Source organism: Constrictibacter sp. MBR-5, from assembly GCF_040549485.1.
GTDB lineage: Bacteria > Pseudomonadota > Alphaproteobacteria > JAJUGE01 > JAJUGE01 > Constrictibacter.
The window spans coordinates 1-24,581 of sequence record NZ_JBEPTK010000013.1 but is presented as its reverse complement, the minus strand read 5'-3'; the positions used below and the strand labels follow the sequence as shown (position 1 = coordinate 24,581).

General features: G+C 70.2%; 30 protein-coding genes. 17 read left to right on the top strand and 13 right to left on the bottom strand.

The window, feature by feature from the left end; genetic code table 11:
• Positions 1 to 11 precede the first annotated feature (11 nt).
• Positions 12 to 938 carry an ABC transporter ATP-binding protein gene (locus ABIE65_RS21505; RefSeq protein WP_354080565.1) on the top strand — a complete coding sequence of 309 codons (927 nt, stop codon included), beginning with the start codon at positions 12 to 14 and terminating at the stop codon, positions 936 to 938.
• On the top strand, positions 935 to 1,723 hold the full coding sequence (locus tag ABIE65_RS21500) for an ABC transporter permease (RefSeq protein ID WP_354080564.1): 789 nt from the start codon (positions 935 to 937) through the stop codon (positions 1,721 to 1,723). Before ABIE65_RS21505 ends, ABIE65_RS21500 begins: the two co-directional genes overlap by 4 nt.
• A 7-nt stretch (positions 1,724 to 1,730) precedes the next feature.
• On the opposite strand, the gene ABIE65_RS21495 is transcribed toward ABIE65_RS21500, so the two are convergent.
• Complete coding sequence (locus tag ABIE65_RS21495; RefSeq protein WP_354080563.1) at positions 1,731 to 2,198, bottom strand: methyltransferase family protein; 468 nt, start codon at positions 2,196 to 2,198, stop codon at positions 1,731 to 1,733.
• Between the two features lie 165 nt (positions 2,199 to 2,363).
• Here ABIE65_RS21495 and ABIE65_RS21490 point away from each other — a divergent pair, with 165 nt between their 5' ends.
• Complete coding sequence (locus ABIE65_RS21490) at positions 2,364 to 2,609, top strand: hypothetical protein (protein WP_354080561.1); 246 nt, start codon at positions 2,364 to 2,366, stop codon at positions 2,607 to 2,609.
• Positions 2,610 to 2,625: 16 nt separating this feature from the next.
• On the top strand, positions 2,626 to 3,366 hold the full coding sequence (locus tag ABIE65_RS21485; RefSeq protein WP_354080559.1) for an SDR family oxidoreductase: 741 nt from the start codon (positions 2,626 to 2,628) through the stop codon (positions 3,364 to 3,366).
• Here the strand turns inward: ABIE65_RS21485 and ABIE65_RS21480 are convergent.
• The 3 genes from ABIE65_RS21480 to ABIE65_RS21470 form a co-directional block, all read right to left on the bottom strand.
• Positions 3,344 to 3,844 carry a GNAT family N-acetyltransferase gene (locus ABIE65_RS21480; RefSeq protein ID WP_354080558.1) on the bottom strand — a complete coding sequence of 167 codons (501 nt, stop codon included), beginning with the start codon at positions 3,842 to 3,844 and terminating at the stop codon, positions 3,344 to 3,346. The genes ABIE65_RS21485 and ABIE65_RS21480 overlap by 23 nt on opposite strands.
• Complete coding sequence (locus ABIE65_RS21475; RefSeq protein ID WP_354080557.1) at positions 3,841 to 5,109, bottom strand: aminotransferase-like domain-containing protein; 1,269 nt, start codon at positions 5,107 to 5,109, stop codon at positions 3,841 to 3,843. Before ABIE65_RS21475 ends, ABIE65_RS21480 begins: the two co-directional genes overlap by 4 nt.
• Before the next feature lie 99 nt (positions 5,110 to 5,208).
• Entirely contained in the window at positions 5,209 to 6,600 is a 1,392-nt protein-coding gene (locus ABIE65_RS21470) for an aminotransferase-like domain-containing protein (RefSeq protein ID WP_354080556.1), read from the bottom strand.
• A 140-nt stretch (positions 6,601 to 6,740) separates the two neighbouring features.
• Here ABIE65_RS21470 and ABIE65_RS21465 point away from each other — a divergent pair, with 140 nt between their 5' ends.
• From ABIE65_RS21465 to ABIE65_RS21455, 3 genes are all read left to right on the top strand, one after another.
• Complete coding sequence (locus ABIE65_RS21465) at positions 6,741 to 7,823, top strand: NAD(P)H-dependent flavin oxidoreductase (protein WP_354080554.1); 1,083 nt, start codon at positions 6,741 to 6,743, stop codon at positions 7,821 to 7,823.
• Between the two features lie 143 nt (positions 7,824 to 7,966).
• Positions 7,967 to 8,932 carry a cyclase family protein gene (locus ABIE65_RS21460; protein WP_354080552.1) on the top strand — a complete coding sequence of 322 codons (966 nt, stop codon included), beginning with the start codon at positions 7,967 to 7,969 and terminating at the stop codon, positions 8,930 to 8,932.
• Between the two features lie 139 nt (positions 8,933 to 9,071).
• Positions 9,072 to 10,274, top strand: a complete 1,203-nt coding sequence (locus tag ABIE65_RS21455; protein WP_354080551.1) for an acyl-CoA dehydrogenase family protein — start codon at positions 9,072 to 9,074, stop codon at positions 10,272 to 10,274.
• Between the two features lie 26 nt (positions 10,275 to 10,300).
• Here the strand turns inward: ABIE65_RS21455 and ABIE65_RS21450 are convergent, their stop codons facing one another.
• A complete protein-coding gene (locus tag ABIE65_RS21450; RefSeq protein ID WP_354080550.1) occupies positions 10,301 to 11,305 on the bottom strand; it encodes a C-terminal binding protein in 1,005 nt (334 codons plus the stop codon).
• Between the two features lie 148 nt (positions 11,306 to 11,453).
• On the opposite strand from ABIE65_RS21450, the gene ABIE65_RS21445 reads away from it, so the two are divergent.
• Entirely contained in the window at positions 11,454 to 12,614 is a 1,161-nt protein-coding gene (locus ABIE65_RS21445) for a sensor histidine kinase (RefSeq protein WP_354080549.1), read from the top strand.
• Positions 12,615 to 12,621: 7 nt separating this feature from the next.
• On the opposite strand, the gene ABIE65_RS21440 is transcribed toward ABIE65_RS21445, so the two are convergent.
• Positions 12,622 to 13,497 carry a TauD/TfdA dioxygenase family protein gene (locus ABIE65_RS21440; protein ID WP_354080547.1) on the bottom strand — a complete coding sequence of 292 codons (876 nt, stop codon included), beginning with the start codon at positions 13,495 to 13,497 and terminating at the stop codon, positions 12,622 to 12,624.
• A 115-nt stretch (positions 13,498 to 13,612) separates the two neighbouring features.
• Here ABIE65_RS21440 and ABIE65_RS21435 point away from each other — a divergent pair, with 115 nt between their 5' ends.
• Both ABIE65_RS21435 and ABIE65_RS21430 read left to right on the top strand, forming a co-directional pair.
• Positions 13,613 to 13,942 (top strand): YbjQ family protein, encoded by a 330-nt coding sequence (locus ABIE65_RS21435; protein ID WP_354080545.1) that lies wholly within the window; start codon positions 13,613 to 13,615, stop codon positions 13,940 to 13,942.
• A 132-nt stretch (positions 13,943 to 14,074) separates the two neighbouring features.
• A complete protein-coding gene (locus ABIE65_RS21430) occupies positions 14,075 to 14,305 on the top strand; it encodes a hypothetical protein (protein ID WP_354080544.1) in 231 nt (76 codons plus the stop codon).
• A gap of 38 nt (positions 14,306 to 14,343) precedes the next feature.
• Here ABIE65_RS21430 and ABIE65_RS21425 read toward each other — a convergent pair whose 3' ends face one another.
• Complete coding sequence (locus ABIE65_RS21425) at positions 14,344 to 14,955, bottom strand: glutathione S-transferase family protein (RefSeq protein ID WP_354080542.1); 612 nt, start codon at positions 14,953 to 14,955, stop codon at positions 14,344 to 14,346.
• On the bottom strand, positions 14,952 to 15,827 hold the full coding sequence (locus ABIE65_RS21420; RefSeq protein ID WP_354080730.1) for an LLM class F420-dependent oxidoreductase: 876 nt from the start codon (positions 15,825 to 15,827) through the stop codon (positions 14,952 to 14,954). Before ABIE65_RS21420 ends, ABIE65_RS21425 begins: the two co-directional genes overlap by 4 nt.
• A gap of 150 nt (positions 15,828 to 15,977) precedes the next feature.
• On the opposite strand from ABIE65_RS21420, the gene ABIE65_RS21415 reads away from it, so the two are divergent.
• Entirely contained in the window at positions 15,978 to 16,523 is a 546-nt protein-coding gene (locus ABIE65_RS21415; protein ID WP_354080541.1) for a hypothetical protein, read from the top strand.
• Positions 16,524 to 16,546: 23 nt separating this feature from the next.
• On the opposite strand, the gene ABIE65_RS21410 is transcribed toward ABIE65_RS21415, so the two are convergent.
• The gene (locus tag ABIE65_RS21410) at positions 16,547 to 16,978 is read right to left on the bottom strand and encodes a PaaI family thioesterase (protein WP_354080540.1); all 432 of its coding nucleotides are present in this window, start codon (positions 16,976 to 16,978) and stop codon (positions 16,547 to 16,549) included.
• Between the two features lie 119 nt (positions 16,979 to 17,097).
• Here ABIE65_RS21410 and ABIE65_RS21405 point away from each other — a divergent pair, with 119 nt between their 5' ends.
• The gene (locus ABIE65_RS21405) at positions 17,098 to 18,270 is read left to right on the top strand and encodes an MFS transporter (protein WP_354080539.1); all 1,173 of its coding nucleotides are present in this window, start codon (positions 17,098 to 17,100) and stop codon (positions 18,268 to 18,270) included.
• Between the two features lie 47 nt (positions 18,271 to 18,317).
• On the opposite strand, the gene ABIE65_RS21400 is transcribed toward ABIE65_RS21405, so the two are convergent.
• A complete protein-coding gene (locus ABIE65_RS21400; protein ID WP_354080538.1) occupies positions 18,318 to 19,154 on the bottom strand; it encodes a DMT family transporter in 837 nt (278 codons plus the stop codon).
• A 183-nt stretch (positions 19,155 to 19,337) separates the two neighbouring features.
• On the opposite strand from ABIE65_RS21400, the gene ABIE65_RS21395 reads away from it, so the two are divergent.
• The 3 genes from ABIE65_RS21395 to ABIE65_RS21385 all read left to right on the top strand — a co-directional run bounded on the left by ABIE65_RS21395 (position 19,338) and on the right by ABIE65_RS21385 (position 21,064).
• Positions 19,338 to 19,484 (top strand): hypothetical protein, encoded by a 147-nt coding sequence (locus ABIE65_RS21395; RefSeq protein WP_354080537.1) that lies wholly within the window; start codon positions 19,338 to 19,340, stop codon positions 19,482 to 19,484.
• Between the two features lie 43 nt (positions 19,485 to 19,527).
• Positions 19,528 to 19,845, top strand: a complete 318-nt coding sequence (locus ABIE65_RS21390) for an antibiotic biosynthesis monooxygenase family protein (RefSeq protein ID WP_354080536.1) — start codon at positions 19,528 to 19,530, stop codon at positions 19,843 to 19,845.
• Positions 19,846 to 19,912: 67 nt separating this feature from the next.
• Positions 19,913 to 21,064, top strand: a complete 1,152-nt coding sequence (locus tag ABIE65_RS21385; RefSeq protein WP_354080535.1) for a baeRF3 domain-containing protein — start codon at positions 19,913 to 19,915, stop codon at positions 21,062 to 21,064.
• 15 nt (positions 21,065 to 21,079) lie between these two features.
• Here the strand turns inward: ABIE65_RS21385 and ABIE65_RS21380 are convergent, their stop codons facing one another.
• The 3 genes from ABIE65_RS21380 to ABIE65_RS21370 all read right to left on the bottom strand — a co-directional run bounded on the left by ABIE65_RS21380 (position 21,080) and on the right by ABIE65_RS21370 (position 22,341).
• Positions 21,080 to 21,526: an alpha/beta fold hydrolase gene (locus ABIE65_RS21380; RefSeq protein WP_354080534.1), complete on the bottom strand. Its 447-nt coding sequence runs from the start codon at positions 21,524 to 21,526 to the stop codon at positions 21,080 to 21,082.
• A gap of 70 nt (positions 21,527 to 21,596) precedes the next feature.
• The gene (locus tag ABIE65_RS21375; RefSeq protein ID WP_354080533.1) at positions 21,597 to 21,947 is read right to left on the bottom strand and encodes an alpha/beta fold hydrolase; all 351 of its coding nucleotides are present in this window, start codon (positions 21,945 to 21,947) and stop codon (positions 21,597 to 21,599) included.
• 148 nt (positions 21,948 to 22,095) lie between these two features.
• The gene (locus ABIE65_RS21370) at positions 22,096 to 22,341 is read right to left on the bottom strand and encodes a hypothetical protein (protein WP_354080532.1); all 246 of its coding nucleotides are present in this window, start codon (positions 22,339 to 22,341) and stop codon (positions 22,096 to 22,098) included.
• 309 nt (positions 22,342 to 22,650) lie between these two features.
• Here ABIE65_RS21370 and ABIE65_RS21365 point away from each other — a divergent pair, with 309 nt between their 5' ends.
• On the top strand, positions 22,651 to 24,102 hold the full coding sequence (locus tag ABIE65_RS21365) for a sensor histidine kinase (RefSeq protein ID WP_354080531.1): 1,452 nt from the start codon (positions 22,651 to 22,653) through the stop codon (positions 24,100 to 24,102).
• Entirely contained in the window at positions 24,099 to 24,476 is a 378-nt protein-coding gene (locus tag ABIE65_RS21360; RefSeq protein WP_354080530.1) for a response regulator, read from the top strand. The genes ABIE65_RS21365 and ABIE65_RS21360 overlap by 4 nt, the downstream gene beginning before the upstream one ends.
• Positions 24,477 to 24,581 lie beyond the last annotated feature (105 nt).

Below are 24,581 nucleotides of genomic sequence, written 5' to 3'. Positions count from 1 at the left end.
AAGAGAGGCTCATGCAGCCCGTCATCGAGATATCCGGCCTGTCGAAGACCTACGACACCGGCTTCCAGGCCCTCAAGCGGGTCGACCTGACGATCCGGCAAGGCGAGATCTTCGCGCTCCTCGGGCCGAACGGTGCGGGCAAGACGACGCTGATCAGCATCGTCTGCGGCCTGGTGCGGGCCAGCACCGGGACCGTGCTGGCCGGCGGGCACGACATCGTGCGCGACTATCGCGCGGCGCGGCGGCTGATCGGGCTGGTGCCGCAGGAGCTGACGACCGAGGCGTTCGAGACGGTCTGGGCGACCGTCAGCTTCAGCCGCGGCCTGTTCGGCAGGCCGCGCGACCCGGCGCTGATCGAGCGGATCCTGCGCGACCTGTCGCTGTGGGACAAGAAGGACCAGAAGATCCGTACGCTGTCGGGCGGCATGAAGCGCCGGGTGCTGATCGCCAAGGCACTGGCGCACGAGCCGCGCATCCTGTTCCTGGACGAGCCGACGGCCGGCGTCGACGTGGAACTGCGCCGCGACATGTGGCGGCTGGTCCAGCGGCTGCGCGAGACCGGCGTCACCATCATCCTGACCACCCACTATATCGAGGAGGCCGAGGAGATGGCCGACCGGGTGGGCGTGATCAGCAAGGGCGAGATCATCCTGGTCGAGGAGAAGGCCGAGCTGATGCGCAAGATGGGGCGCAAACAGCTCAAGCTGCACCTGCAGAGCCCGCTGGGTGCGGTGCCCGAGGCGCTGGCCGGGCACGGGCTCGCCCTCTCCGCGGACGGCTGCGAACTGGTCTACACCTACGACACGCGGGGCGAGCGCACCGGCATCACCAGTCTGCTGCGCGACCTCGCGGCGGCCGGCATCCGCTTCCGCGACCTGCAGACCAGCCAGAGCTCGCTCGAGGACATATTCGTCGGCCTGGTCGGAGAGCGCCCATGAACTTCGGCAGGATGGACCTCGCCATGAACCTCGGGGGCGTGCGCGCCATCTATCTGTTCGAGATGGCCCGGACGTGGCGGACGCTGCTGCAGAGCGTGGTTTCGCCCGTCGTCTCGACGTCGCTCTATTTCGTCGTGTTCGGTGCGGCGATCGGCTCGCGCATCCAGGAGATCGGCGGCGTCAGCTACGGCGCGTTCATCGTGCCCGGCCTCATCATGCTGTCGCTGCTGACCCAGAGCATCTCGAACGCGTCCTTCGGCATCTATTTCCCGAAATTCACCGGGTCGATCTACGAGATCCTGTCCGCCCCCGTCTCCTATATCGAGATCGTCGCCGGCTATGCGGGGGCGGCGGCGACCAAGTCGGTGATCCTCGGCCTGATCATCCTGGCGACGGCGTCGCTGTTCGTGCCGCTGCACATCGAGCACCCGCTCTGGATGCTGCTGTTCCTGGTACTGACGGCCGTCACCTTCAGCCTGTTCGGCTTCATCATCGGAATCTGGGCCGACGGGTTCGAGAAGCTGCAGTTCATCCCGCTGCTGGTGGTGACGCCGCTGATCTTCCTGGGCGGCAGCTTCTATTCGATCGACATGCTGCCGCCCTTCTGGCGGACGGTCACCCTGTTCAACCCCGTCGTCTACCTGATCAGCGGCTTCCGCTGGAGCTTCTATGGCATGGCCGACGTCAACGTCGGCGTCAGCCTGGGGATGACCTTCTTCTTCCTGGCGGCCTGCATCGGCATCCTGTGGTGGATCTTCCGCACCGGCTATCGGCTGCGGCCGTAGCGGCGGCTCAAAGCCAGCGGCGGACCGAGGCCTTGTAGCGCAGATAGTCCTCGCCGAAGACCGCCGCGAGATAGCGCTCCTCGCGGCGGACGACGCCGTAGTGGATGACGAGCAGGGCGGGGATCAGGAAGAGGAGCGTGACGGGCCCGTTCGCGGCCAGCCCCAGGCTCGCCTGCAGCAACGCCATGCCGAGATACATCGGGTTGCGCGTGAAGCGGTAGACGCCGCCGGAGACGATCGCCGTGGTCGGCCGCCAAGGGGCGGGATGCGTCCCGGCGGCGCGAAAGCCGGACAGCGCCCCGGCCAGCAGGATGGCCGCGGGCACGAACAGGAGGATCGCCGCGACGAAGCGCACGCCGGCCGGCAGCCCCGTCGACGTCCCGGCCCACCAGTCCAGCAGGAGGCCCAGGGTGATCGCCGTGCCGAAGATCAGCGGCGGCGGCGCCACCACGCCCGCATGCCCAGGTGCGTTCATACCGCCTGCCCCCCTCGATGCTGCGCAGCTTGGAGTACCGCGCCAGGATAGCACGCGGCGGATGCGGTCCCCGCTCCGAAAATCGCATCTAATGTCTCAGTGACAATATCCATTATTGTATCTACGATCCGGGTTGACCGACACCCCTCCCGAGCGGAGACCCCCATGCCGAACCCGATCGAGGGACTGCGCCGCCTGCGATGCCGCTTTCGGGCATGGCGCACCGCGCGCATTCTGGCCGGGCTGAGCGAGCGGCAGCGCAAGGACATCGGCCATCCCACCGTCCATCATTGGCGGGACCACGACCCGCGGCCGGTGATGCGCTATCCGTTCTGCGGCGAGGCGCCAGCCGACGGCCGGTCGACGCAATACTGCGACGAGGCGCCGCCCCGGCTCAGACGGGCGGGTTGACGGGATCGGAGGAGAGATGACGGACGTTCTGCTCGTCACCGGCGGCGGCCGGGGCATCGGTGCCGCGATCGTGCGCATGGCGGCGGCACGCGGCTACGCCGTGTGTTTCAGCTATGTGCGCGACGACGACGCCGCGGCCGCCCTGATGGACACGTTGCGCGCCACCGGCGCCGCGGTGCAGGCGGTGCGCGGCGACGTCTTCGACGAGACGGACGTGGCCGCACTCTTCGAACGATGCGAGACCGCGCTGGGCCCCGTCACCGCGCTCGTCGCCAACGCCGGCATCACGGGCAGGATCGGGCCGTTCGCGGCACTCGACAGGGCCGTCCTTCGGCGCACCGTGGACGTGAACGTGATCGCGCCGATGCTCTGCGCGCAGGAGGCCCTGCGCCGGTGGGAGGCGCGCGGCCATGCCGGCCGGATTGTGAACGTGTCCTCGGTCGCGGCGACGCTCGGCGCGCCGGGCGAGTATGTCCACTACGCGGCGACGAAGGCGGCGGTCGAGGCCTTCACCGTCGGGCTCGCCAAGGAGGTCGCGGCGTCCGGCGTCCGGGTGAACGCCGTCTCGCCCGGCACGGTCGCGACCGAGATCCATGCCGCCGGCGGCGATCCGGACCGGCCCCGCCGCGTGGCGTCGCGCATCCCGATGGGCCGGGTCGGCGAAGCCGACGAGATCGCCGGCGCCGTGCTGTGGCTGCTCGGGCCGGAAGCGTCCTACGTAACCGGCGCGGTGCTCAGGGTGTCCGGCGGCCTGTAGCGGCCGGAGCATTGCGAAACGCCGCCATCGCGTCCGGCCACCAGCGCGCGGCGATCTTGGGGCGCAGCTCGACGCCGAGGCTGCGATAGAAGGCCTGGGCCGCGGCGTTCGCCGGCTCCACCTCCCAGCAGACGGCCGCACCCCGGGCCAGCGCCAGATCGGCGACGGCGGCGAGCAGGCGGCGGCCGATGCCCTGGCCCCGGCAGGTGCCGGTCACGAACAGGTCGTCGACGCGCACGATCTCGCCGCCGGTCCAGATCGCGAAGTCGATGGTGTAGCTGACGAAGCCGAGCACGACGCCGCCACGCTCGGCGACCAGCGCGTGCAGGCGCGGCGCCGGCCCGGACAGGGCCGCGGTCAGCTGCGCCCGGGTGAACCGGACACGCTCCGGCACGCCGTCGAAGGCGGCGAGCGCACGGATCAGCCGGCCCAGGTCGGCCGCGTCGGACGCCGTCGCCGGGCGGACCGCGACGGTCATGCCGGCACCGCGTCGGGCACGGCCCGCAGCGCCGCCACCTCGCTGCGGATCAGGTCGCAGAGACGCTCCATGCCGGTCTCGATCCGGGCGGGGTCGGCGAGCGAGAAGCTGAGGCGCAGCGTGTTGTCCTGGGGCTCCTCGGCGAAGAAGGCGCGGCCGGGCACGAAGGCGATGTTCGCCTCCTCGATCGCGCGCTTCAGCAGGCGGCGGCCGTCAACGCCGGGCGGCAACGTCACCCAGACGAACAGGCCGCCGTCCGGCCGCGTCCAGTCCATGCCCGGCGGCGCGTGGCGATCGAGTGCCGCGAGCATGGCGTCGCGGCGGATGCGGTACTGGTGCCGCGCCGCGGCGACACGGTCGTCGTAGCAGGCCTCGGCAACGGCGTGCATGGCGACCTGGTTGATCGTCGCGCTGTGCAGGTCGGCGGCCTGCTTCGCCAGGGTCAGGCGCTGCATCGTCTCGCGCGGGCCGCAGATCCAGCCGACCCGCAGGGCCGGCGACAGGGTCTTGGAGAAGGTGCCGCAATAGAGCGTGCGGCCGGCGTCGACCGAGCCCGCGCGGCGGGCGTCGAGCGCCGCGATCGGCGGGAGTTCCTCGCCGCCGTAGCGCAGCGCGGTGTAGGCGCCGTCCTCGACGATCAGACAGCCGAGCTCGGCCGCCATGTCGACGATGCGCGCGCGCTCCGCCAGGGAGAGGGTATCGCCCGACGGGTTCGCGAAGTCGGGGACGAGGTAGATCAGCTTCACGCGGCTTCCCGCCGCCTCGGCACGCGCGCGATGCACAGCGGCCGTCACATTGTCGCCCAGCGTGTCGTAGCGCGGGCCGTTCGGCGCGAAGGCCTGCAGCGCCCCCAGATAGGTGGGTGCGGCCGTCAGCAGCGTATCGCCTTCGTCGATGAACAGCTTGCCGATCAGCTCGATCGCCTGCTGCGAGCCGCTGGTAATCAGGATGTTGTCCGGCGTGCAGTCGACGCCCGAGCGGGCCATATGCGCGGCGATCCAGCGGCGCAGCGGCAGGTAGCCTTCGGACGTCGAATATTGCAGGGCGGCGGCCGCCGCCTCCGGCCGGGCGAGCGCGCCCGCATAGGCGGTGCGGAACGCCTCCACGTCGAACAGGGCCGGATCGGGAATGCCGCCGGCGAAGGAGATCAGCCCCGGCCGCTCCAGGATCTTCAGGAGTTCGCGGATCTCCGACGCGGCCATGCGGGACGCCCGCTGCGCGCAGAGGTCGGACAGGCCGGAGCCGGAGAGGGTCGAGGGCTGCATTTGTATCGCTCGCTTATGATACAAAAAATACAATACCGAGATGGGCTGCCTGTCAACGGCGCGGAGGGCATAGCCGCCCTGCGCCGGGAGCGGTCCCGCTCACACGATCGCCTCGGCGCCGGCGGAGGCGAAGCCGGCGAGGATGCGCAGCGCCCGCTCCAGCGGCGCCCGGCCTTCGGTCGCCAGCAGGCAGATCCGCACGCCGGAGGCGGGACTGCCTTCGACGAGGCCGCCGACGATGACCGAGTCCGGCGGGGTGAGGCGCACCCCCTGCTCCCCCGCCCGCCGCGCGAAGCGTTCCGCCGCCAGCGGCGGCATGGGCAGCCAGAGGTGCGGCGCGCCCTCGGGCATCGGCAGGCTGCGCAGGCCCAGGATGCCGGCGGCGAGATCGAGCCGCGCCTTCGCTTCGCGCCGCAGCAGGTCGAGCGCCGGCCCGTCGGCGCCCATCTCGATCAGGGCGCCGCCGATGGCGAGCGCCAGCGGCGGCGCGCCCCACAGGTCGGCGCGCAGCCGCTCCGCCACCGCCGGCCGTCGGGCGGCCGGCGGGACCAGCATCCCGACCCGGACCAGCGGCGTCAGCACCTTGGACAGGCTGGTGAGGTAGTAGGTGATCTCCGGTGCCGAGCTGCGGTAGGTGGCGTCGGTCTTGGCCGCGTAGAGGCCGTAGATGTCGTCCTCGACGATCATGGCGCCGCGCGCCCGGCAGACCGCGACGATCTCGGCGCGGCGGGCCGCACCCGTCTCGAAGCCCAGCGGGTTCTGGCAGACCGGTGTCGCATAGACCGCGCGGCAGCCCGCCTCGCGCAGTACCCGGTCGAGGGCGTCGGGGATCATGCCCTCGGCGTCGTGGTCGACGGGCAGCATCGTCATGCCGTGCGCCTTGGCCGCGGCGATCGCGCCGGAAAAGGTGGCGCGCTCCGTCGCAACCGTCGCCGACAGGCGCCGCAGGTCGGCGAAGGCGAGCGAGATGGCCTGCTGCGCGCCGACACAGAGGACGAGATCGTTCGGCGCGACGTCGAGCGGCCGGCGGCTCAGCCAGCCCGTCAGCACGGCGCGCTGCTCCGGCGCGCCGGTCACGTCGATATAGCCGCCGTTCGGCATGGCCGCGGCACGGCGCACGGCCAGATCGGCCGCGGCGCGCAGCGTCTCGAGCGGCACCAGGGGCGGCGGCGCGTTGACGCTGAGGTCGATGACGGCGGATGCCGGGGCCGCCAGCGCCGGCCCCTGCACGAAGGTGCCGCGGCCGACCTCGCCGCGCACGATGCCGCGCCGACTGAGCGCATCGACGGCGCGGGTGATGGTGCCGATGGCGACCCCGAACCGCTTCGCCAGTTCGCGGTGCGGCGGCAGCCGCTCGCCTGGCTTCAGCGTTCCCTCGGCCACCGCGCCCGCCAGCGCCTCGGCGACGCGCTCGTGCAGCGGCAGGTTGCCCTGCGGCAGGTGCAGCATGGTCGGGCCGGGCGGCGGCGGGGAAGCGGGGGCGCTTTTCAAGGGGACCGGTTCTTCGTTCCGTCGGCGGGATCGTATCACGAGCGTATCGCGACGGCGCGTCGGATGATCGGCAGGAGCCCTGCGACGGCGGGCCGGATGGGTGTAGAAGGGTCTAAAGAACCGTCAAAGGAGGCAAAGCCATGTGGTCCGACCGTCGCATATGCGATCTCTTCGGCATCGAGCACCCGATCGTGCTGGCACCCATGGCCGGCCCGAGCACACCAGAACTGGCCATCGCGGTCGCCGAGGGCGGCGGGCTCGGCTCGCTCGCCTCCGCCATGTCGACGGCGGACGAGGTGCGGCGTGACATGGCGGTGATCCGCCAGCGCACCGCCAGGCCGATCAACCTGAACTTCTTCGCGCACGTATCGCCGCATCCGGACCCGGCGCGCGAGGCGGCATGGGTGGCGATGCTGCGGCCCTACCGCATCGAACTCGGCCTCGATCCCGACGCGCCGGCGCCACGCTCGGCGCGCACGCCCTTCGACGCCGCCATGTGCGCGGTGGTCGAGGAGGTGCGGCCGGAGGTCGTGAGCTTCCACTTCGGCCTGCCGGAGACCCCGCTGCTGGAACGGGTACGGGCGACGGGGGCGAAGATCATCGCCTCCGCCACGACCGTGCGCGAGGCCGAGTGGCTCGAGGCGCACGGCTGCGACGCGATCATCGCCCAGGGATCCGAGGCCGGCGGCCACCGCGGCATGTTCCTGTCGGCGGACATCGCGACCCAGGTCGGCACGATGGCGCTCGTGCCGCAGGTGGTGGACGCGGTCACGGTGCCGGTGATCGCGGCGGGCGGCATCGCCGACGCGCGCGGCATCGCCGCTGCGTTCGCGCTGGGTGCGGCGGCGGTGCAGATCGGCACCGCCTACCTCTTCTGTCCGGAGGCGAAGGTGCAGCCGCTGCACCGCGCCGCCCTGCGTGCCGCCCGCGAGGACGAGAGCGCCCTGACCAACATCTTCACCGGCCGGCCGGCGCGCGGCATCCTCAACCGCGTCATGCGCGACCTGGGCCCGATGTCGGACAAGGCACCCGCCTTCCCGCTCGCCGGCGGCGCGCTGGCTCCGCTGAAGGCGGCGGCCGAGGCGAAGGGGTCGTCCGACTTCACCTCGCTCTGGACCGGCCAGGCCGCCCGCCTCGCCCGCGAGATGCCGGCGCGCGACCTGACCGAGACGCTGGCGCGGGAAGCGGCGGCACGGATGGGCGGCCGCCATGATCGGTCCTGACGCGGACCGGTTCGGGTACGCCGCTCGATGGCGCGCCGGTTGATCCGGCGCGGGCGCCGGCGCATGCTTCGGTTGCAGCCACACAAGGAGACGTCTTCGCGATCCGCCTGCTCAGAAAAACAAGACAATGACGGAGGAAACCGATGAGACGCATCACACTGGGCCTCGCCCTGTCCGCGGCGCTCCTGGCCAGTCCTTCCCTCCATGCCCAGCAGGCCGCCAGCGGCTGGTCGCCGCCGCCGGAATCGGAACGCTGCCCCTCCAAGTGGGGCGCGGGCGACGAACGGGGTTCCGCCAACCACATGAAACCGGAAAGCGTGCGCAAGGCCGCCGCCCTGATCAAGACCGGCGAGGTGGTCGAACTGGGGCACACGCTGAGCGGCTCCATCCCCTTCTTCGGCACGCGCCGGTTCGACGTGCACACCAAGCGCACCTTCGCCAATACGGCGCCGAACAATCGCGGCTCGAACGAGGAGATCGTGATCACCGAGATCGGACAGGTCGGCACCCAACTCGACGGGTTCGCGCACCAGACCCACGGCAACAGCTTCTACAACTGCTTCAAGGTGGACGAGACGGCGACCCGCACCGGCTTCACCAAGCTCGGGATCGACAAGGTCGGCATGCTGATGGGCCGCGGCGTCCTGATCGACGTCGCCGCGTCGAAGGGCGTCGAGATGCTGCCGGACAATTACGAGATCACCGTTGAGGACCTGGAAGCGGCGCTGGAGAAGCAGGGCACGACGCTACAGCCCGGCGACGCGATCGTGATCAACACCGGGTGGGGCAAGCTTTGGGGCAAGGACAATGCCCGTTACGTAAAGACCTGCCCCGGCATCGGCGTGGCGGCGGCGCTGTGGCTGGCCGAGAAGGATCCGATGCTGCTCGGCGCGGACAACTGGCCCGTCGAGGTCGCGCCCAATCCCGACCCTAAACTGTCGCTGCCGGTGCACCAGATCGCACTCGTGGTGAACGGCATCCACCTGCTGGAGAACATGAAGCTGGAGGAATTGGCGGCGAAGAAGGTGCACGAGTTCGCCTTCATGATGCAGCCGATCAAGGTGCAGGGCGGCACCGGCTCGGCAGTGGCGCCCGTCGCGGTGCACTGAGGCGGCGCGCGGCCGGCACGCTTTCGTGAAGGCGGCGCGTTCGTGAAGGTAGTGCTTTCGTGAAGGCGGCGGGGGCGGCTTCCCGAGGCCGGCCGCGCCGCCTACACTTGCCGTAACGACCAAAGGGGGTGGCCGGCAGATGTGCGCCACACTGGCGAGGGCGGCGGCCGAAGCGTCGCAGGACGCCGTCGACTGGCCCGCGCGCGCCGCGGCGCTGGTGCCGCGCATCGCGGCGGCGGCGGACGAGATCGAACGGACGCGGCGGCTGCCGCGCGACCTGCTCGACGCACTGCACGACGCGTCGATGTTCCGGATGATGCTGCCGCGCTCGCTCGGCGGCGGCGAGGTCGACCTCGCGACGTTCGTCCGGACGATCGAGACGATCGCCGGCGCCGATGCAAGCACGGCCTGGTGCCTGTGCCAGGCGTCCGGCTGCTCGATGGCGGCGGCGTATCTGGCGCCGGAGGCGGCACGGCGGATCTTCGGCCCGCGCGACGCGGTGCTGGCGTGGGGTCCGCCCGCCCCGGGCGCCGAGGCGGTCGCGGTGCCCGGCGGCTTCCGGGTGACCGGGCGCTGGAACTTCGCCAGCGGCAGCCGGCACGCGACGTGGCTGGGGGCGCACGCGCCGATCTTCGAGGCGGACGGCAGCCCCCGCATGGGCGCGAACGGACGGCAGCTGCAGCGTACGATGCTGCTGCCGGCGGGCGACGCCACCATGCACGACATCTGGGACGTGGTCGGACTGCGCGGCACGGCGAGCGACGGCTTCTCGGTCGAAGGCCTGTTCGTGCCGGAGGCGTACGCCGTGCTGCGCGACGCCGTCGACGAACGGCGCGAGGAAGGGCTGGCCTTCTGCTTCACGACGCTCAGCCTGTACGCCTCGGGCTTCGCCGGCGTGGCGCTCGGCATCGCGCAGCCGATGCTGGACGCACTGATCGACCTCGCGCGGGACAAGAGCCCGCGCGGCCGCGGGCTGATGCGCGACGACGTGACGGTGCAGGCCCAGGTCGCGCGTTGCGCGGCGCGGCTCGGAGCGGCGCGCGGCTGGCTGCTCTCCTCGCTGGAGGAGATCCGCGCCGACGTGGCGCGCACCCGCCGGCCGACGCTCGACCAGCGCATGCGCATCCGTCTTGCGGCCACCTTCGCCATCCACGAGGCGCGTGACGTGGCCGACGCGGTGTGGAACATGGCGGGTGCCACCGCGATCTTCAGCGGCAGCGCCTTCGAACGCCGCTTCCGCGACATCCACACGGTGACCCAGCAGATCCAGGGCCGCGCCGCCCATTTCGAGACGGCGGGCCGCCACCTGCTGGGCGGCGAGCCCGACCTGACCTTCGTCTGATACGGCTCGGCCGAGCAGGTCCGCCGCTAGCTGTTCAGATATGCGCCGTTGACGCAGTTGCGCAGGACGCCGTCGCGCAGATAGGCGGCGATCGTGCCGACCGCCTTGCGGCGCATGTCGAGCAGGCCGGGCTCCGTGTAGAAGGCGGCGTGCGGCGTCAGGATGAGGCGGCCCTCCTGCCACGCCTCGCGCGCCGCGTAGGCCTGTACCAGGGGATGCGCCCTGTCGGCCGGCTCGACGGGCAGGACGTCCAGGGCCGCCGCGGCGGGACGGCCGGCCTTCAGCGCCTCGTAGAGCGCATCGACGTCGACCACCGCGCCGCGCGCCGTGTTCACCAGGACGGCGTTGTCGGGCATCCGCGCGAAGCAGTCGGCGTCGATCATGCCGCGCGTCTCGTCGGTGAGCGGCGTGTGGATGCTGACGGCGTTCGAGGTCTCGAACAGTTCGGCCAGCGTCTTCACGCGGTGCCAGCCCGTGGCGAGATCGACGCCGTCGGGCAGGTGCGGATCGAAGAACTGCACCCGCATGTCGAAGGCCTGGGCGCGGCGCGCCGCCGCGGTGCCGATTCGGCCGAGCCCGACGACGCCGAAGGTGGCGCCGCGCAGCCGGTCCACCACCGGCGGCAGCCGGAAGCGCCAGTTGGCGTGCGGGTCGGCGCGCAGGCCGTCGTGATAGCTGACGATGCCGCGGCGCAGGGCGAGCATGAGGGCGATGGCGTGGTCGGCGACCTCGGTCGTGCCGTAGTCGGGAACCGTGCAGACGGCGATGCCGCGGGCGCCCAGACCCGACAGGTCGAGCCCGTCATAGCCGACGCCGCCGCGCACGATGATGCGGCAGCGCTGCAGCTTCGCCATGTTGGCCGTCACCGTGCGCGTGCCACGATAGGTCACCACGGCGTCGGCGCGCGCCCAGGCGGCGTCGGTCACCTGGTCCGGCGCGTCGAAGATCTCGATCTCGGCCCCCTTGCCGGCGGCCTCGCGCTCCAGGAGCGGCTCCCCCTGGAAGTTCCGGTCGGTGATGAGGATGTGCATCGGCGGCTTCTCCGTCCTGGCGGTCGTTTCCGCGGCAATGATGGACCCGGCGGCGAAATTAGGCCACGGCCACGCATCCGTTCGGCTTTACGTGCCGTAAAGGTCGCGTCCTTATGGATACGGATCGCGCCGGCCAGGAGAGGTCGCCATGTGGCTGTACAATTATCTTTCCGGACTCCGATACCCGCGGAGCTACCTGGGCAAGATCCTCCTGGTGAGCTTCCTGGGCGTGCACGTGCCGCTGATCGGGCTGGTCGGCTATATCGTCCTCGCGTCCTCGCTCGCCTGGCCGGAGGTGCTGCCGATCCTGATCGTCACCCTGGTGGCGACGCTGTTCGGCACGGGTGCCACCCTGGCGGCCCTCTACGCCCTGCTGTCGCCGGTGCGGGCGGCGTCCAAGGCGGTGCGCGACTATCTGGCGGCGAAGACCGTCCCGGCGCTGCCGACAGGCGCCCTCGACGAGGCGGGCCGCCTGATGGCCGACGTCCAGGAGGGCATCACCCGCCTCGACATCGCGCTGGACGCCGCGCATGCCGCGCGGCTGCGCGCCGAGGAGGACCGGCGGAGCAAGTTCGAGCTGCTGTCGCGGATGAGCCACGAACTGCGTACGCCGCTGAACCACATCATCGGCTTCTCCGAGGTGATGCAGCACGAGATGCTGGGCCCCCTCGGTGGCGGCGCCTATGTCGGCTATGCCGGCGACATCAACGCCAGCGGCGCCGGGCTCCTGGAATTGATCCAGAGCGTGCTCGACCTCAGCCAGATCGAGTCCGGCGGCTTCGTGCCGGAAACCGAGGCCGTCGACGTCGCCGCGGTCGCCGTGCATGTCGTCGCCCTGAAGCGGATGCTCGCCAACCAGGCGGACGTGCGCATCGACCTCGGCGGGCAGGCGATGCTGCCGACAATCGCCGCCGACCCGCGTGCGATCAAGCAGATCATGCTGCAGATCGTGTCGGCCGCCATCGCCAAGGCGGCGCCGGCAAGCACGGTCAAGGTGGCGCTGCGGCGCGCCGGCCTCGCCGTGAGCGTGATTTGCGAGACCACCGGCGAACCGCTGGTTCGCGACGACGTGCCAACCGCCATCGCGAGCGCCTTCGAGGGCGACGCTACGCGCCTGCCGGCCAGCGCCGGGAGCGAGTCGCTCAGCGCGACGGGGCTGGCGCTGGCGCTGACCCACTCGCTGACGAAGCTGAGCGGCGCCACGCTGACGGTCGCGAACACCGACGCGAATACGGGCACCGGCTGCCGCTTCGCGCTTTCCTTCCCGATCGAAGCCGGGAGCAGCCGGGCCGGTGCGGCCGCCGCCTGACGACCGCTCAGGCCGCGGCGGCGGGAACGGTCGGCGCGTCGCCGGCGACCGTCGTGCGCTGCATCAGCCGGCGGTACTTCACGTTGTCGAAGGGGGTGGCGCGGTGCAGGACGGCGCGGTTGTCCCAGACGATCATGTCACCCTCGCGCCATTCGTGGCGCAGCACGTATTTCGGCTGCGTCGCATGGGCGGTGAGTTCGGCGATGAAGGCGCGCGCCGCGTCGTCCGGCCAGCCGAGGATGGCGAAGGCGTGCGAGCCGACATAGAGGGCCTTGCGGCCGTTCACCGGGTTGGTGCGCACCATCACCTGGCGCGCCGGCGGCACCTCGGCCTTCTGGGCGTCGGTCATGACCGTGACGTCGGGATCCACGAGGCTGCGCGAATAGACGAGGCTGTGCTCGGCGACCAGCCCCTCCAGCCGGCGCTTCGTCTCCTCCGGCAGGTCGGCATAGGCGGCGCGCATCGTCGCAAACTCGGTCGCACCGCCCTCGGCCGGCACGACCCGCGCCGAGAGCAGCGAGCACAGCGCCGGCACATGCTTGAACGAACTGTCGCTGTGCCAGAGCATGTTCGCCTTCTGGTACAGCATGCGCTTGTCGTCGGACGGGATGACCTCGCCGGTCTCCACGTCGATGTTCGACTGGCGCGCGAAGGCGCCGCCGCCGCCGGAATTGGCGCTGACGGTGTTCTCCAGCGGGCCGAAGCGCTCGCTGAAGGCGATCTGGCGGGCATCGTCGAGGCTCTGGTCCCGGAAGAGCAGGACGGAATATTCCTCGAACGCCTCGCGGATCGCGGCGAAGGTGTCGTCGTTCATCGGCTTGCCGGTGTCGACGCCGACGATCTCCGCGCCGTAGAGCGGGTGCAACCTGCGGATCTCGATCATGACCTGACGCCTCGCATGCGGTAGCGACGATCATCGAAGCAGAGGCGACCGTCGTCCGCAACCGGCCGCCGCACATCGAAGACAGCCACACGGAAGACAGCAAGGAACGACCAGCATGACCATCACCGTCACCACCACCCACGCCGTCGAAGGCCGCAAGATCGCGGGCTATCTGGGCATCGTCACCGGCGAGGCGGTGATGGGGACCAACTTCGTGTCCGACTGGTTCGCCGGCATCCGCGACGTGTTCGGCGGGCGTAGCGGCTCGTACCAGAAGCTGCTGAACCGGGCGAAGGACCAAGCCGTGGCCGACCTGCGCGAGCGGGCGGTCGAGCTGGGCGCGGATGCGGTCGTCGGCGTCGACCTGGACTATCAGGTCATCGGCGGCGACGAGAAGACGCTGCTGCTGGTGGTCGCCAACGGCACGGCGGTCAAGCTCGGCTGAGGTGGCTGCGGTCCCGGCGAAGACCCAACGGCCGAGACCTTGAAGGCCGGCCGCCCGAACCCAGATCGTGGTTGCCGAGCCCGCAGGCCCGGCCGCCGCATCCATGTTCCGCAGCATGAGGAGGGCTCCGCCATGACCGCGCTCACGAAGGAAGCGATCGAGAGGGTGCTGGGTCCTGTTGACGACCACATGGCCGCACAGGTGGTCGGTACCGGCGCGACCGAGGAAGAACTGCGCGAGGCGCAGGCCTGGGTCAGCAACGACGAGCCGTTGGTCAACGCCTACCGACCGTTCCCGCAGGGCCGGACGGCGGAGGTGGCCGAGTTCCTGCGGATGGCGCAGGAACCCGACCCCGACCGGTGAGGGCGGCTCCGCCGCCCTGAACGCGGGCCCGCCTTGCGTCAGGCGGCCGCGCTCGGCCGCGCCGCCATCCGCGCGAACCAGGCGTTCACGTTCTTCAGGTCCGGGTTCAGCGGCTGCTTCACCTGCGTGCCGAAATCCAGGAAGCAGAACAGCAGGACGTCGGCGAGCGTCATCCGCTCGCCCGCGATGAAGGTCCGGCCCTGCATCTGGCCGTCGAGCCAGGCGAGCTTGTCCTGGGCGCACGCCTTCAGTCCGTCCGCGGCTTCGGGCAGGCAGCGCATGCGGTTCTCGAACATCTTCAGTCCCTGGGAGAAGCGGAAGCCGTTCGCCAGCGGCTCGACGATGCCGAGGTCGACGCGGCGGGTCCACATGCGCGTCTCGGCCCGCTCTTCCGGCGTACGGCCGATCAGCGGCGGATCCGGCTGCTTCTCCTCAAGGTACTCGCAAATGGCGGTGATCTCGGTCAGGACCGACCCGTCGTCGAGTTCGAGCGCGGGGCACTGGCCGGCGGGATTGACCTTCAGATAGTCTCCCTGCCGGTTCTCGCCGCCACGGATGTCGACCTCCTGCTTCGTCAGGTCGATGCCCTTCTCGGCCGCGAACATGCGGACGACACGCGGGTTGGGGCCGACGGAATTGTAGAGTTTCATGCGCCGCTGATCTCCTTGAAGCGCCGGAAGGCGTCGATGTGGGCGGTGACGCCGGGCAGGCCGGCGTCCATGGTGCGGAAGGTGACGTGGGTGACGCCGAAGGCGCGCCAGTGGGCGAGTTCCTCCGCCCACCGATCCTCGTCGCCCTCGCCGTAATGGATGGTGGCGTCGATGCCGACCCGGGTCGGGTCGCGGCCGGCGTCGCGGATCCACTGGCGGAACCGGCCGATCAGTTCGCCGCCCTCGTTGGTCGGGCGCATGCGCGGATTCAGGAACCAGCCGTCGGACAGCTGCGCCGCGCGCTCCACCGCGCGCTCGTCGAAGGCGCCGAACCAGAGCGGGATCGGCCGCTGCACCGGCAGCGGGTTGAGGCCGGCCTCGTGGATCTTGTCGAAGGTGCCGTCGAAGGTGACCAATTCCTGCGTCCAGAGCAGGCGCAGCAGTTCCGCCTGCTCGCGGATGCGGCGGGCGCGCGTGCGGAAATTCTGGCCCATCGCCTCGTACTCGACGGCGTTCCAGCCGAGGCCGACGCCGAAGCGCAGCCGGCCGCCGGACAGCACGTCGACCTCGGCCGCCTGCTTGGCGACGAGCGCGGTCTGGCGCTGCGGCAGGATCATCACGGCCGGCGCCAATTCCAGCGTCTTCGTGACGGCGGCCAGGAAACCCAGTGTCACGAACGGCTCGTGGAACATGCGCTCGCGGGTATAGTGCTTCGACCACGGCACGTTCGGATCCGGACGCGCCGCGCCCAGGACGTGGTCGATACAGGTCAGATGCGCATAGCCGAGCCCCTCGACAGCCTGCGCGAAGTCGCGGATGACCGCCGGGTCGGTGCCGATCTCGACCTGCGGGAAGGATATCCCGAAGCGCATGTCCACCCGTCCTCCGTCTCTCTTGTGCCGAGAGTGGCGCGAAGTCTAAGGCCGCGGCGCCGGCCGGCACAAGGCGGGCGCGGCCCATGGCTTGCGGCGGCGGCGCTCCTTCTGTGTTCGGCGGCACCCGCCCCTGCGGCTGCTGTGACGATGCGCAGCTATTTTCTGGAGATGACCGACCGGGACCGCGGGGTCTATTTGACCGGGCTTATGGACGCGCTGCGCTCCGACCCGCTGCGCGAGAGCGACTTCATCCGCTGCGTGCAGATGCAGGGATCGCTGCGCATCCACGACTTCCTGACGCAGGTGGCGCGGACCAAGTCGGGAACGCTGTCGCTCGACGTGGCGCCCTGGTTCTTCTACGCGGCGCGCAGCCTGTGCGGCGACGAGTTGGCGCAGCCGCCGACGGATCGTGGTCCGGACTCCGCCCCAGCCGCGGCGAACGCCCCGGAAGTAACGATCGCCCCGGTGCCGGATGCGGTCCTGGCCGCGATGGCCGCCGCGCAGCCGCCCCCCGTGCGCGCCGAGCCACGGCCCACGGCACAGGCGGGGGCATCGGCGGCGCCCCCCGGCCCCGCCTCGCCAGAGAGCGGCCGGCCGCCGGCCTGGATCGTCGCGCTGATCGCGGGCACGGCGACGGCAGCGATCACCCTGGCGGCGGCGCTGGTCCTGTTCCGGCGGCGGGCCCGGCCCTGACCGGACGTCGGGCCGCCCCGCCGTCAGCCGCCCTCCGCCTCGGCCCCCCGGTCGCTGGCGCTGCGGTCGTTGGCATGGGGCCGGCGCGTGATGAACGTGCCGAGCGCTGTCGCGCAGACCTCGCCGTCATCGGTGCGCACGTCGCAGCGCACCACCTGTGTCCGGCTGCCGCTGCGCACCACCTCCGCCGTGGCGGTGAGCGTCTTGCCGGACGCCGGGGCGAGATAATTCACCTTCAGCTCGAGCGTCACGACCAGGCGCTTGCGCGTATCGTAGTTGCCGCCGCCGGCGGCCGTTCCCATGGCCACGTCGATCAGCGAGGCGACCACCCCGCCGTGCGCCACGTCGCGCACGTTGCGCTTGTCCTCGTCCAGGTCGAGCGAGACGACCGCACGGCCGTCATCCATCTCGGCATAGGTCAGGCCGAGCCACTTGCGGAAACCGACGTCGGGCATTGGAACTCCATGAGACTGGGTAAGGCGGGGCGTGAACTGCGCCGAATGTCCGGCGAAAGCGGCCGGCGTTCAACCACGAGCCGGCAGAGGCCGGCGGGACAAAGCGCGCCGGGGGGCGCATGAGGCTCGCGGAAACGCATGCCTCGGGGGCCGGCGCGGGCGAGATCGCCTCGACGCGGGCCGCCTTCTTCGTGTCCGGTCTCGCCATGGCGGCCTGGGCACCGCTCGTCCCCTATGCCAAGGCGCGGCTGGGCGTGGACGACGGCACGCTCGGCCTGCTGCTGCTCTGCCTCGGCGGCGGGTCGCTGATGGCGATGCCGCTCGCCGGGATGCTGACCGCGCACCTGGGATGCCGCCGGGTCATCCTGGCCGCCGCCGCGATCATCGCGAGCGCCCTGCCCGTGCTGACCGTCGGCGACCATGTCGCCGTGGTGGCGGCGGCCCTGCTGGTGTTCGGCGCCGGCCTCGGCACCATCGACGTGGCGATGAACATCCAGGCCGTGCTGGTCGAGCGGGCGAGCGGGCGGGCCATCATGTCGGGCTTCCACGGACTGTTCAGCCTGGGCGGCATCACCGGCGCCGGCGGCACGGCGGCCATCCTCTGGGCCGGCGCGCCGCCGCTGGCGGCCGGCGCGGCGGTGGTGGCGATCATGGCGGCGCTGATGCTGCGCTACGGCAGCGGCCTGCTGCGGCACGGCACCGGCAGCGCCGGACCGGCCTTCGCGGTGCCGCGCGGGCCCGTCCTGGCGATCGGCATCCTCTGCTTCATCTGCTTCCTGACCGAGGGCGCGATGCTGGACTGGAGCGCCGTCTTCCTCACCGACGTCCGCGGCGTCGCCGCGGCGCAGGCGGGAATCGCGTTCGCGCTGTTCTCGGTCGCGATGACGGCGGGACGGTTCCTCGGCGACCGGTTGGTGCAGGCGGCTGGTCCCACGTTTGTGCTCGTCGGCGGCGGGCTCTGCGCCGCCTGCGGACTGACGCTCGCCGTGCTGTCGCCGTGGTCGGCGGCGGCGCTGTCGGGCTTCGTGCTGGTCGGCGCCGGCTGCTCCAACGTGGCGCCGCTGCTGTTCTCGGCGGCGGGCCGCCAGCGCTCGATGCCGGAACATCTGAGCGTCGCATCGGTCACGACGCTGGGCTATGCCGGCGTCCTCGCCGGCCCGGCCGGCATCGGGCTGGTCGCGGACCATGTCGGCCTGGGCAGCGCGCTGCTGGGCGTGGCGGGCCTGCTGACCCTGATGGCCGCGGCCAGCCCTGCCGTCATGCGCGTGACGCGGAGCGCCGAGCGCGCATGAGCGGCGGCGCGGCGCGGCCTGCTCGCCCACGCTTCCAGCGCCCCGCCTCAACCCCGCCGGCCACCGATCGTGGCGAGATAGATGCCGGAGGCGACGACGACGGTCGCGCCGGCGACGTCGAGGAAACCGGGCACGTCGCCCCAGACCAGATAGCCGATCAGCGCGCCCCAGACCAGGGCGAGGTATTTGAGCGGGCTGACCACGGCGGCCGCGGCGAGGCGAAAGGCGCGGATGATCAGGAACCGGCCGAAGCCGACCATGACGCCAGACGCGGCGAACAGCGGCCAATCTTCGGCGGCCGGCCACTGCAGGCCGAAAAGAAGCATCGCGGCGGCACCGCCCGCGATGCTGGCGACGATTGTCCAGAAGGTCATGGTCGTCGCCTCCTCGTCACCGCCTTCGTAGCGGGTGACGAGGTCGCGCAGGGCCAGCAGGATCGTGGCGCCGAGCGGCAGCAGGATCCACCAGTCGGTCTCCTCGGCGAACGGGTTGGTGATCAGGAGCACGCCGGCGAAGCCGATGCCGATGGCGCCCCAGCACCGCCATTGGACGCGCTCGCCCAGGCACGGACCCGATAGGGCGGCGACGAGCAGCGGGCTGGAGAAGGAGATCGCCAGGACGGTCGCCAGCGGCAGCATCCCAAGCGCGGTGATGAGGGCGGCCGTGGCCGCGAGGTTCATCACGGACCGTGCTCCCGTCGGCAGCGGTCGGCGCGGCCGGATCACGCGCGGGCCGCCGGCCCGCCAGACCAGGAACGCCACCGGCAGCAGCGCCCACAATCCCCTGAAGAAGAGGATTTCGCCCGCATGATGGTCGCCCCGGAGGAGCTTCGCGATCGCCGCCTGCCCGGCGAGCAGCAGGATGCCGAGCCCCATGACGAGCATCCCCTTTGCGGTACCCGAGAGGGAGCGCACGGCCGAGGCGGCGGAGGATGAGGCGTCGGAAGGCACGAGGCATTCAAGGCAGCGACGCCGGATGGGTTCCCGCCGCGGCCATCGCGATGCCGTCCGGAACCGGGCCGGCGGCGCGCCTGTTTCGAGATCGAGACCAGGCGACCGGAGGATGCCATGCGCAGCGAACACAGCCCCGAGCCCGTCGAGCCCCAGCCGGAACCGGATGAGGCGCGCGGCAAGCGCTACCGCAAGGTGCGGGCGGAGGACGAGGAACGCGGCCAGCAGACCGACCCGAACAAGACGATGAACCGCGACGACTGAGCCCTCGCCGCCCGGCGAGGGCCGACCGAGCAAGGAGGCACACATGCCGGAGATCACAGCCGGTGCCGGCTGCGTCACGCAGATCACGGTCGCCGAAGCCGAGGAGGGCAAGCAGGACGCGCTGCTGGCCCTCATGAAGGAGCGTGCGGCGTTCATGGCGCGGCAGCCCGGCTTCATCTCGATCAGCCTGCACCGGAGCCTCGACGGCCGGCGGGTGGTCAACTACGTGCAGTGGTCGAACCGCGAGCAGCTCACCGCCGCGCATCACACCGACGCCTTTCGCGAGAAATGGCCGGAAGTCGGCAACGCGGCGGAACAGATCGGCCTCGATCTCTACGAGGTGGCGCACGTCGAGGCGTGAGCGCCGCAGCCCGGCGCACGCGCCGCGCACGCGGCGCCCTTGCCGAAGCTCCCGAAAAGGAAACGTCATGATCGACATCGACAGAATCGTCGCCCTGTCAGAACGGACAGGCTTCCCGCGGGTCAGCATCTTCATGCCGACCCACAGGATGGGTGCGGAGACGCGTCAGGATCCGATACGGCTCGGCAATCTGCTCCGCCGGGCCGCCGACCTGCTCCAGGAGCGGGGGCTGACTCCGGTCGACGTCGACCGCCTGCTGGCGCATGTCCGGGAACATGCGACCCACGAGGCTAACCCCTTCTGGCAGCACCAGGATCGCGGCCTGGCCGCCTACGTCGGACCGGACGCGACCGAGTATGTCTCCGTCCCGCTCGATCTCGCCGAGCAGGTGCATGTCGGGGACCGGTTCCTGGTGCGGCCGCTGCTGCCGGTGCTCGCCCGCGACGGGGTGTTCCACGTGCTGGCCGCATCCCAGGACACGGTGACGCTCTACCGCGCGAGCCGCTACGGCATGACGCCGGTGAAGGACGAGCGGCTGCCGGCCTCGGCCGCCTATTTCACCGAGCGCACCGACCCGACCAATGCCGTCGGCTATCACTCCAACAGCGGCGGCGGAACCAGTATCCAGGTCCACGGCCTGGGCGAAAGCCCGCAGGACGCCATACGCGAGCAGGTCGACAATTTCTCGCGCGCGGTGGCGAAGGCGACCGACGAGATCCTGGCGGACGCGCAGGGGCCGCTTGTGCTCGCGGCCGACGACCGCCTGCTCGGCATGCTGCGCCAGCATCTGCACCACCGGCACGCCGTGCCGGACGGCATTCGCGAGCATCCGACCGCCCTGGGTGCCGAGGCTCTGCACGAGAAGGCCTATGCGCTGGTGCGCGACCGCCTGGACGCGGCGCGCCGGTCGGCGATGGAGCGGTTCGAGGCGCGTCGCGCGAGCGGCGACCGCACCGTCGCGACGCGGATCGAGGAGATCGTGCCCGCCGCCGTCGAGGGCCGCATCGAGGCCCTGGTGGTCGGCGCGACGGCATCGGCGACGGGCGTCTACTCGGAGAGCGAGAACCGGGCGATCGTGTCCCCGGCGGGGACGGCGCACACGACGGACCTAGTGGATTTCGCGGTGGTGCGGACGCTGAGTTCCGGGGGAGCGGTCTATGCACGCCCTGCCGATGCCGCGGACGATTACCCGTCGCTGGCGGCGGTGTACCGCTACTGACGGCCGCTCCACATCCTATCGGGACGCAGGCGCAGAGTGGCCGCCGGCAGAACCAGCGCAAGCCGCGACCGGCGGTCCCGCACCTTCGCAGCGCTCCAGATGCGCGAGCAGGGCCTTCTGCACGAGGGCCGGATCGGTCAGGTGCGGGAGATGGCCCTCGGCATCGATCAGTTCGAGCCGCGCCCTGGGCAGATGCGCCGCCAGATACGCCGCAGCCTCCAGCGGAACGGCGACATCGTCGCGGCTCTGGAGCACCAGGGCCGGCAAGCCGCAAAGAGGCAGCTTCTGACGGCAATCGCCGAAGAGGACCGACTTGAGGGTCAGCAGGGCGATATCGGGCCGCATCCGCCGCAGCTGCCCAGGAAGGTCTGCGCCGCCAGATCGTCCGCCGCGCGGCCCAGGGACCATGGGCGCGAAATCGCTGGTCCACCCACGGAAATCCGCCGCGATGGCGTCGAGCATGGACAGGACGTCGGCGCTGAAAAGCCGCCGCGATATCCGTCCTCGTCGACATACCGCGCCGATGCCCCGATCAGGAAGAGACTCTGGAAGCGCTCGGACGGGGACTGGCAGCGACGAGGTCCAGCATGCCGCTCATCGAATGGCCGACGAAATGACACCGATCGATGCCGAACCACCGCATCAGCATCGCGAGGTCCTCGGCATAGCCGGCCATTTCCCCGTGCCTGCGCAGATCGAAGACGTCCGGGTGTGCCGTCGGCGCACTCGCGAGGTCGTAGAGAAGGACCCGATAGCGTGCGGCCAGCGCCGGGGGAAGCGGCTCCCAGACACTCTGATCGGTTCCGAACCCGCGCGAGAGGACGATCGCCGTGTCGCCCTTCCCGACGACGCGGGCATTGAGCTTGTGAGCGAGCGTCTGCATCGAAGCCCTGGTCCGCTGGTGACACCGGATCCGACCTTGGGTAAGAGGCCGCAGGCAGGTTAGCCTCGGTCCAACGGGCTCGCGACCTTCAGGTTATGAGAAGCGTCGCATTTCTGCGGGGTTGCGCGACAACTGAACTCACGGCAAGTCATTGTTTTTTCGATGATTTCTGCTCTCGATCCTTCAGGGTCAAAACCTGAAGGTTTTGGGCGTTGCCAGATTCCCTGAACCTGAGACCGCGCAAACGCTTAACCGCTCGTTCCACAGGCGCCGCTTCGCCCTTGTGAACATCCCGCGCCATCTCTTCAGCAAGACCATGCCCGATCTGGCGCGGCAGGATCGGGAGCGATCCGCCGCCGGGCGGCGCTGACCTGGGGTTTCGATGTTCGGGCATCGGGCAGGTTCGGGCGGCTAGCCGACCTTTACGGCACCCAGCGCCAATGTCCGCTTGCCGGAACCTGCGGCGCGCCTCTCGCAAGCATGGCGGCTGCTGCCTTGTTGTATCCGGCTGAGAACCGTAGTCTCGTTGCGTCAGGCTGGAGCGAGCTTCAGTCGACGTCGGATCGCCTGATGAGCCTCGTTGATCGGGTTCAGGTAGACGCGTCCACGCCTGCGCGGGCGTCCAGACCTGGGCTTGGGGTCGGCTTCCCGAAACCATGATCCGGGAACCGCGTCCAGCGTGAGGAGTTACCCGAGGGCGCACATGGCTGGAACATCAAGAAATCTGCAAACCGAAGTTCTTCGCGACGCTGTGTTCGACGCGGTTCCACATGGCTATCTGGTCCTCGATCCTGAATTCAACATCATCGACGTCAACCAGCAATATCTGGACCTTACCAGGACCCGTCGGAAGGACCTGGTCGGCGTCGCGATGTTCGAAGCGTTTCCGGACAATCCGGACGATCCGACCGCCGACGGCGTGCGCAACCTTCGCGCTTCGTTGGAGACGGCGCGCTCGACGGGCCGTCCGCACGCCATGGCGGTTCAGAAATACGACATCCCCCTTCGAGGACCGGGAGGCGGTTTCGAGGAGCGTTACTGGAAGCCGCTCAACACGCCGGTCCTGCGCCAGGGCAAGGTCGTGGCGCTGATCCACCATGTCCGGGATGTCACCGAGGAGACTCTGTTTCGCCGCGACCAGGCAATCCGTCTGCGTTCGGCTCAGCGGCTCAACGATCTCGCGTTCTGGGAATATGACCCCAGCACCGAGACCATCTACGTCTCGCGTGCCTTCGCCCTCATGCTGGGCCTGCCGGAACGGGAGGGCACGATTCCGGCGCCCGAGTGCTTCGCCCTCATGCACGCCGAGGACCGGTCCAACGTTCACGCCGCGTTCGAGCAGGAAGTTCACTCCCCGGAACATACGACCGTGGCCTTCACGCACCGCCTAGTGCTGGAGGATGGCACGACGCGGTGGTTGTCGTCACATGGAGAACTCGTGCGCGACCATCGTGAAGCGTTGCCCCGGTTCATCGTCGTCAGCCTCGACATCACTGCCTCGAAGGAGCGCGAGGAGAAACTGGCAGAGACGCTGGAAGACCGGGACCGCCTGCTCGCGCAGAAGGAGGCGCTCCTGGGGGAGGTCAACCACCGTATCAAGAACAGCCTCCAGCTCGTGGCCAGCATCCTCAACACCGACGCGCGCAGGGCCGGTGACGGCGAAGTGCGCGAACGGCTCGAAGGGGCGGCCTCGAGGGTCCGGGCGGTCACATCCGTGCACGAGATGCTCTACCGTTCCAACGAGGTGAAGACCGTCGCCTTCGGGGACTATCTCCGCGAACTGTGCGGGAATCTTGCCGCTGGCGATGCCGGGAGAGATGGTGTGGAAATCCAGTGCGAGCCTGCCGAGGTGAAGTTGCCGGCCGACAAGGCCATCCCACTCGCGCTGATCGTGAACGAGTTGGCGACGAACGCGATCAAGCACGGGCTCGCAGGAGTTCCGCATGGGATCATCAGGGTCGCGACCAGTCTGGAAGCTGGCGACCTGGTGCTCGAAGTGTCCGACAACGGAACTGGGAAGGCCGAAGGCGCCAAGGAAGGCCTGGGCACCGGCATCATCCGCGGTCTGGTTGGGCAACTCGGCGCCTCCTTGAGCACGAGCCCCCCGGTGACCCGGCATCGGGTGGTCATCCGTGTGCCGCTCCAGGCCGGATGAGCCTGCGCGTTCTGATCGTGGAGGACGAGTTCTTCATCGCGCTCGATCTTCAGGACCAGGTGGAGGATCTGGGCCACGTGGTGACTGGCATTGCGCGTGACGTCGGGAGCTGCAAGACGTGCGCGGAAGAGCAGCCGCCCGACCTCGCGTTGATGGATCTTCGTCTCGCAAACGGCTCGTCCGGTATCGATGCGTCCCGGTGGCTCTACGAGGTGCTGGGCGTGCGCTGCATCTTCATCAGCGGAAATCTCGACGACGAGGCACGCGAGGTCCTATCGGCTGTGGAGCCGCTCGCCTTCCTCGGAAAGCCCATCTTGAAGCATCAGCTGGGGCGAGAACTCTCGCGATGCCGGGACCGGCTGGTGCGCGAATAGGCCGATTCACTGTAGCCGCCGCATGAAAACTGACCCGGTCGCCGATTGATTTCTGCCCCAGCCGATAGGCTGGGCCCGACGCGTGTTGCGGAGGGCCCGGATGAT

Excerpts from the sequence above, each read along its gene's own strand:
- ABIE65_RS21465 (WP_354080554.1), top strand. The coding sequence starts at position 6,741 with ATGTGGTCCGACCGTCGCATATGCGATCTCTTCGGCATCGAGCACCCG.
- ABIE65_RS21390 (WP_354080536.1), top strand. The coding sequence starts at position 19,528 with ATGCCGGAGATCACAGCCGGTGCCGGCTGCGTCACGCAGATCACGGTC.
- ABIE65_RS21360 (WP_354080530.1), top strand. The coding sequence starts at position 24,099 with ATGAGCCTGCGCGTTCTGATCGTGGAGGACGAGTTCTTCATCGCGCTC.
- ABIE65_RS21450 (WP_354080550.1), bottom strand. The coding sequence starts at position 11,305 with ATGCACATCCTCATCACCGACCGGAACTTCCAGGGGGAGCCGCTCCTG.
- ABIE65_RS21425 (WP_354080542.1), bottom strand. The coding sequence starts at position 14,955 with ATGAAACTCTACAATTCCGTCGGCCCCAACCCGCGTGTCGTCCGCATG.
- ABIE65_RS21490 (WP_354080561.1), top strand. The coding sequence starts at position 2,364 with ATGCCGAACCCGATCGAGGGACTGCGCCGCCTGCGATGCCGCTTTCGG.
- ABIE65_RS21385 (WP_354080535.1), top strand. The coding sequence starts at position 19,913 with ATGATCGACATCGACAGAATCGTCGCCCTGTCAGAACGGACAGGCTTC.
- ABIE65_RS21430 (WP_354080544.1), top strand. The coding sequence starts at position 14,075 with ATGACCGCGCTCACGAAGGAAGCGATCGAGAGGGTGCTGGGTCCTGTT.
- ABIE65_RS21445 (WP_354080549.1), top strand. The coding sequence starts at position 11,454 with ATGTGGCTGTACAATTATCTTTCCGGACTCCGATACCCGCGGAGCTAC.
- ABIE65_RS21455 (WP_354080551.1), top strand. The coding sequence starts at position 9,072 with ATGTGCGCCACACTGGCGAGGGCGGCGGCCGAAGCGTCGCAGGACGCC.
- ABIE65_RS21380 (WP_354080534.1), bottom strand. The coding sequence starts at position 21,526 with ATGCTCGACGCCATCGCGGCGGATTTCCGTGGGTGGACCAGCGATTTC.
- ABIE65_RS21500 (WP_354080564.1), top strand. The coding sequence starts at position 935 with ATGAACTTCGGCAGGATGGACCTCGCCATGAACCTCGGGGGCGTGCGC.
- ABIE65_RS21370 (WP_354080532.1), bottom strand. The coding sequence starts at position 22,341 with ATGCCCGAACATCGAAACCCCAGGTCAGCGCCGCCCGGCGGCGGATCG.
- ABIE65_RS21460 (WP_354080552.1), top strand. The coding sequence starts at position 7,967 with ATGAGACGCATCACACTGGGCCTCGCCCTGTCCGCGGCGCTCCTGGCC.
- ABIE65_RS21440 (WP_354080547.1), bottom strand. The coding sequence starts at position 13,497 with ATGATCGAGATCCGCAGGTTGCACCCGCTCTACGGCGCGGAGATCGTC.
- ABIE65_RS21410 (WP_354080540.1), bottom strand. The coding sequence starts at position 16,978 with ATGCCCGACGTCGGTTTCCGCAAGTGGCTCGGCCTGACCTATGCCGAG.
- ABIE65_RS21420 (WP_354080730.1), bottom strand. The coding sequence starts at position 15,827 with ATGCGCTTCGGGATATCCTTCCCGCAGGTCGAGATCGGCACCGACCCG.
- ABIE65_RS21495 (WP_354080563.1), bottom strand. The coding sequence starts at position 2,198 with ATGAACGCACCTGGGCATGCGGGCGTGGTGGCGCCGCCGCCGCTGATC.
- ABIE65_RS21375 (WP_354080533.1), bottom strand. The coding sequence starts at position 21,947 with ATGCAGACGCTCGCTCACAAGCTCAATGCCCGCGTCGTCGGGAAGGGC.
- ABIE65_RS21365 (WP_354080531.1), top strand. The coding sequence starts at position 22,651 with ATGGCTGGAACATCAAGAAATCTGCAAACCGAAGTTCTTCGCGACGCT.
- ABIE65_RS21475 (WP_354080557.1), bottom strand. The coding sequence starts at position 5,109 with ATGCAGCCCTCGACCCTCTCCGGCTCCGGCCTGTCCGACCTCTGCGCG.
- ABIE65_RS21395 (WP_354080537.1), top strand. The coding sequence starts at position 19,338 with ATGCGCAGCGAACACAGCCCCGAGCCCGTCGAGCCCCAGCCGGAACCG.
- ABIE65_RS21435 (WP_354080545.1), top strand. The coding sequence starts at position 13,613 with ATGACCATCACCGTCACCACCACCCACGCCGTCGAAGGCCGCAAGATC.
- ABIE65_RS21485 (WP_354080559.1), top strand. The coding sequence starts at position 2,626 with ATGACGGACGTTCTGCTCGTCACCGGCGGCGGCCGGGGCATCGGTGCC.
- ABIE65_RS21415 (WP_354080541.1), top strand. The coding sequence starts at position 15,978 with ATGCGCAGCTATTTTCTGGAGATGACCGACCGGGACCGCGGGGTCTAT.
- ABIE65_RS21505 (WP_354080565.1), top strand. The coding sequence starts at position 12 with ATGCAGCCCGTCATCGAGATATCCGGCCTGTCGAAGACCTACGACACC.
- ABIE65_RS21480 (WP_354080558.1), bottom strand. The coding sequence starts at position 3,844 with ATGACCGTCGCGGTCCGCCCGGCGACGGCGTCCGACGCGGCCGACCTG.
- ABIE65_RS21400 (WP_354080538.1), bottom strand. The coding sequence starts at position 19,154 with ATGCTCGTCATGGGGCTCGGCATCCTGCTGCTCGCCGGGCAGGCGGCG.
- ABIE65_RS21405 (WP_354080539.1), top strand. The coding sequence starts at position 17,098 with ATGAGGCTCGCGGAAACGCATGCCTCGGGGGCCGGCGCGGGCGAGATC.